Consider the following 5,806-nt stretch of genomic DNA (forward strand, 5'->3'; position numbering starts at 1 on the left):
CCTTTCAGTTCGTCTCTGATGTCAGTGAAGGCCTGGCCTCGGTAACGATCCAGCTTCTCGCCGAAGGCGGCACGCGCAGCCGCATCCGGCGTGGCCGGCGATTGTGCGGCAGGTTGCGCAGCCTGCGCATCGGGCGGCGCTGTTTGCGCATCGGGTCGCGCGGCCGCGGTGGGGAAAGAGCCATTCAACTGGGCGAGCATCTTTTCCAGCTCGTGTCTGACCTCCGTCTCCAGCACGGGCCTGCCGGACGGGCCGGTTGGATTGCGGTGAAGGGCCTCCAGATCGCTGGCAGTAAGGGGGCGGCCGCCGGCATCGGCTTTGATCTGTGCCATCCTGCGTTCCAGGACCGTCCTGACGGCTTCAGCATACGACTGCGAGACGCTGCCGTGCTCGTTTCTCCTATAGATGTCCTCCACAACGCTGTCGTCGCTGCCATCCGCCTCCAGCAGGACCTCCGCTCGCGCCTTTGCCGCCTCGATGAGGGACTTCTCTCCAGGCACCGGCACTTCGCCGTTTTCGCGCAGCTTCGTCGCCTTCATGAGTTCTTCGGCAAGCTCAGGGGTCGCCTGGCCGACCGCTTTTTGCGCGATCGGCCTCACCCGGCGGGTCTCCCATTTGGCCTTGATGGTGAGGCCCCGCTTCGTCAGGGCGTCGAGCGTCCCCTCGGTGGCCTTGAAAACGCCCTCTCTGATGTCCTCCTTGACGGCCGTTTCAGCTTCCGATCTGGCGCGCACGATGGCATTGAAGGCAGACTTGGCCGCCTCGCCGGCGGCAGATGTGATCTTGGCCGCAGCCTCGGCGCCACCCGTGGCCGCCGCGTCCGCGACGGCTTCCTGGACGTGTTCATCGGCAGCAGCATTGGCAGCAGCAGCTTCTGCAGCAGCGGTCACGCCACCGCCGATGACGTCCTCGGTGCCGAAGGCGTCAGCGGCGGCCTTGAGGGCGGCCTCGATGACGACGGTGCTGACAGCCGGCGCGGCTTCACCCATATGGTCTCTGACGACGAGAGCGGCATCGGTTCTGGCAGCCTGATCGGCAGCGGCGGCGACTGCTGTTCCGCCAACGGTTGAGCGGGCGACGGCATCGACCTGTTTGGCAGAGGCGTCTGCGGTAATGCTGTGTCTGTTCCTCTCTACGATTGCCTCCGGGATGTTCCCACGTGGACGCTCCCCGCGCATGCGGGACCTGAGCGCGCCGAGGGCCCAATCGCCCGAATAGGGAAGCTTCCTGAGCTGATCGTGAGCGAGGTTCTCCGTCTTTTCCGTCGCTATCCTGAACAGCACGCCGTTTTTGACGCCATCCCCAAGCATTAGACGGGCGTTTTCGCTGATTATTTGCTTTATGCTGGTCTCGAGCCTGGCGAGAGGGTGTGCAACCTCTTCAAGCGCCGCGTTGACCGCCTCTTCTCCCGTCATCTCGTTGGCCATCTGGTTTATCAGCAAGCCGGCCTGGACTTCAATCGACGGCTTCAGCTTGATGGGGTTCGCGTCGGTGTAGTTGTTGGCGCCATAGGTCGAGACATTCCAGCTTTCGCGCGTGGCCCCGGAGCGTACGGTGGCGTCGCGGAAGAGCGTCCCGATCAGCGTCGGTTTCCTGCCAGCAGGCCTCGTGCCTATAGTGTGGGAGTTGGCGTGGGTGACATAGTCAGCGCCGTGGCGGCCGCGGATGCCGGGCAATATCCGCCGCGTCGGCATCCAGCCTTCGAGCTGATAGCGCAGGCCGTGTTCGTCATCCTTCGTGTGCCAGGTCAGCAGGCCCGAGATGAGTGACGGGTCCATCCTCGACGGCTTGTCGGACGTGATCCCCGCCGGGTAGCGATAGCCCTTCGACGGAAGCCGGCCCTCTCTGTCATGCGAATGGCCGCCCTGGCGCGCTTTCGGCGCCACCCACTGCCCGTCCTTGTTCTGGGCCGGCTCGGTGAACATCCCGACGTCGGGCGCGTCCGGAAGCCTGATCTTCGTGCCGGTCACGGGCTCGACCTCCCCGGGAATCTCGAACGTGGCGCTGGTCCAGAAATGCGCGAGAAAGCTCATCAGGTTCTGCAGCGGCTCCGCGTCCAGGGGAAGGGTATCATCGCGCAGCTGGGCGAGCTCGTCTTCGTTGAAGTACAACCTGACCGGGGTGTTGCTGCCCGGAAGGTGCAATTCCATCTGGTTTTTCTGGAAATATTTCGCTTGTCCCTGCAACAGCGACCGGGCTCCGGCGTTAACGACGTACTTTGTCTTACCCGCCAGCTCGGTGGGAGTGGACGGGGCCAGGGCCTTGACCCACCAGTAGAGCCCGCTGTGGGCGAGTGTGGCCTGCTCGGTATCTCCGCCCAGGAAAACATACGTTTTCACGTCACGCGTCTCACCGGGCTGAAGCGGCGCATTATTAGCCTCGATGACAGCCGCGATCGCGCTCTCCACGTTCGCCACGCGATTCTGATAGAGTTCGTTCTGCCGCGCGGCGAGCGCCGCGGGGTCCAGCGTATCCGTTCCGCCCTGCGGCTGGTTGCCGCCCATGGCTGGCTGGACCGGGTTCGGCTGCCACTCCGATGCAGGCGACGCGGCGGCCCGCGCCCCGAAGGACTGCTCCGCCAGCTGCTTGAAAGTGTCGAACGTCCCGTCCGGTGCGTTCGCTCCGTCCCGGTAGGCCGCGAAGAACGCGTCTTCGCCCATCGCGTCGATCAGGGCTGCGAGCCTGTTGGCGTCAGGGGACGACGGCAGACGGCCGCCCGTCGCTTTCGCAGCGATGTAGTCGGCGGCGAGTTCGTCAAGCGTGTCGAACGGCCTCGAACCGCGTCCGAGCCCGATGACGCTCGTGAGCCTGATGCGCTGGGCAAACGCCGCCCAATCGTCGTTCACGTAGAAATGCGCGCTTTCGTGGGCGGCCAAGTGAGGGTTGTTCCGGAATCCGTTGCGAATGGCGATGATGCGCCGCGTCGGGTCGTTTGAACCGTTGGGATCGCGGGCTGTGAAGCCGGCCATTTTCGTGAAATCGACCGCCGCAGGAGCGAGCGCCGCACCGTCGCTTCCCGCTGCGAGCGCCGCTCTGCCCAGGCTTTCAAGCTCGTCGCCCTCGACGAAACGCATGGCACCGGCTGCCGACGCCGTCCCTTCCGGGACGCCCACGACGTTTCGCACGGCCGCGTCGGTGGCCGCGAGGTCCACCGGCGTCGTGTCTTGATACGGCACCACACGGCTGAGAAGCGTCGCCAGGATGCGCCGGAGTATTCCGGGCCCCTTGCCCCGCGATACGCCCGCCGCCGCAGAGACAGCGGACACCGGCTCGGCGCTGTCCGTCCCGGACGCTTCGGACAGAGAAGCGGGTGTCTCGACCGGAGCGGCAGACGTCGCGATAAAGTCCCGCAGCGTGTCCCCTAAAGAGGATTTCACGACGGACGGCTGGATCCCATTCGGTCCCGGCCCCCCCGTGGCGTCCGGGTCCTGGCCCGCGGGCGGCTGGATGTTTCCGGCGCTTTCGTCCAGCGTTACGTCGTCGCCTGGCTCGGAGAGAGACTGCTGCTCGGGATTCGCGGCGAAATACGCGCGCAAGGAAAACGTTCGGGTCGACCCGTAGAGTGCAAACAAGTGGGCGCGTTCGCCGTCACTGAGGTCCGCCATCGGGAAATACGCCGGAAACTCGTCCCTGGTAATCCCGGAATCGAACACGGACAGCCCGTTGCGGACGGCCGTGATGAGGCGCTCCGTCATCGGCCCCATCTCGGGGCGAAGGGCCGTGCCCGCCGCGGCAATTTGCTCGATAGTCCACGGACCGGCGGCCAGCGGCTCCGCGAGCCGCTGCCGGACCCTGTCGATCACGCCGGAAAAATTGCTCAATTCGGACGCGAGGGTCGAATCCATATCCGGCCGCTGCGCCTGCACTTCCTCCTGCGAGCGTGGCAAAGCCACCAGGAATCCCCGCAACTCGGGGTCATCGCGGAGGCCCTGGATGGCGACGTCCGACCACGGCGGCCCCTGCAGGTAATTGCCGGTCAGCGCGGCGGTAAGATCGCTCAATCCGGCAATGTCCTCGGAACTCAGCTCCGGCATCTCCGACGACGCAGACAAGAGCTCCGACAGACCATCCGGCGACAGGTAACGCGGCGATTGGGGATCCAGCAGCTCCGGATGAGCGAGGATGGCCTCGATAAGGCTCTTCGGCACCGGCGATGCGGCATTTTCCGGCGGCCTTTGTCCATTGAGAGCATCGTAAAGGTCGCGCAAACCGATCCTGTCCTGCACACTTGCGCCCGACGGCGACAGTGGCATCAGATCTTCAAAGTCCGACAGGGTTTGAGGCTCCGAAGCGGCGGGGTCCTGAATCGGCGCCATCAACTGCGGATCCCGGCTGATGATCCGCAGCAGGCTTGCCGGCAGTGAGCCGGCGCCGGAGGACGGCTGCGGCCCGCCGCTCTCGACTGCGGCCGTCTCTTCGGCCTGGGTCCGGGCTGGGTCCGGCGCGGCGGTGCGGGCCGGCGGCGCGACTTCGATCGATTCCGCCTGCTGCGCGAACAATCTCAGCTGGTCCGTGTCGCCTCCGAGAACGGCGGCCAGAAAGGCGCGCCCGTCCACGCCCATGCCCGCAAAAATATTCTCGATCACCCCTTCCGCCACGGAAAGCGGCTCCGAGGACCCCGTGAGCAGGCGGGCGAGGAAATCGAAGGTCGCCCTGTCCAGGGTCTGTCCAGCTTTGGTGATGTTCCTGGCTGTCGTCTTGAACTCATTGGCCGCGTAGAACTCCAGGAGTTTGGCGGCCACCGCCCGCGGATCACGTGCGGCGCGCTTGCGCATCACGATTCCATTGGCATTGCCGTCGGAATCGGAGGTGACGATGCCGTCGATGCTGCTGTAATCGAGTGCGAGAACCTGCTCTACGCTTACCGCATCAGCCTCGGCAGGATCCGTCGCGCCGAACGCGGCGGCGACATTGATTGCGGGGGCCCCTTCGGGCTGCGCGGTCTGCTCCGTTGCGGGCGCATCGTCGGTCAGCGCGGCCGGTTCGGATCTGGTCACAGGATCGGTTCTGGTCACGTCGGCGGTCGGCACAGCCGGTTCCGCTCCGGACGTCACCTCACTCTCGAGCGGGTTCGTTTCGGGCGTCACCTCGGGCTCGACGGCCGGTTTTTCAGGGGCCGCCCCCGCAAGATCCTCCGCCGCTTTTTTCAATCCTGCGGTGCCGCTGACGACCACCAGGTGGTCGGTAGCAGACGGCTCGCCGTCGAGGTAAGGCGCAAACAGCGGGTGGGCGCGAAGGTTCGCGTCCATGACGGCCGGGGCTGCATTGCGGAGCTGGCTGATCTGGATGGCGCGGTGGAGCAGGCCGCCTGGATGCTCGGCGAGGAGATGCACCGTTCCGGGTGCGGTGTTGATGCCGGCCATGAGCAGGTCCAGAGCCGTCATGCCTTTGCCGTGGACGACCTTGTCGTCGCCCCAGGCGAGCCCGACATTAGTGACGGCATTCTCCAGGGTCTGCGCCCCGAGGTGCGCGAGCCATTTGTCCGAGAGCGCGAGCTTCAGCTCATATTTACCGGCTGTACTGGCCGCGGTAAGGGTGCCCTCGAGCATCCGGCCGGCCGGCAGCATGCCGCTCAATCCGCCGACGACGGGCGCTGTGGCGAGATAGAACAGCTGGTCCTCGGTGGCACTCCAGACGGCGCCCCAGAACGTCTCGCCCTTCGGCACGCCGTTGGTCGCCATTCCGAGAGCTGTGTTGACGATTTGGCCTGCCCCCAAGAATAATTGGTTCGTCGTGTTGCTCAACGCGGTCGCCGCGATGCTGACAGGGATCGGGATTTTGACTTTCGGGCCTGCGGCATTGGCCG

Annotated in this window: 1 pseudogene; it reads right to left on the bottom strand. The window is 65.5% G+C overall.

The window, feature by feature from the left end:
• Nucleotides 1–5,681, bottom strand: a pseudogene (locus tag WCB02_RS28975) (hypothetical protein); the annotation flags it as partial.
• Nucleotides 5,682–5,806 lie beyond the last annotated feature (125 nt).

It is taken from the genome of Bradyrhizobium sp. (genome assembly GCF_049581145.1).
Taxonomy (GTDB): domain Bacteria; phylum Pseudomonadota; class Alphaproteobacteria; order Rhizobiales; family Xanthobacteraceae; genus Bradyrhizobium.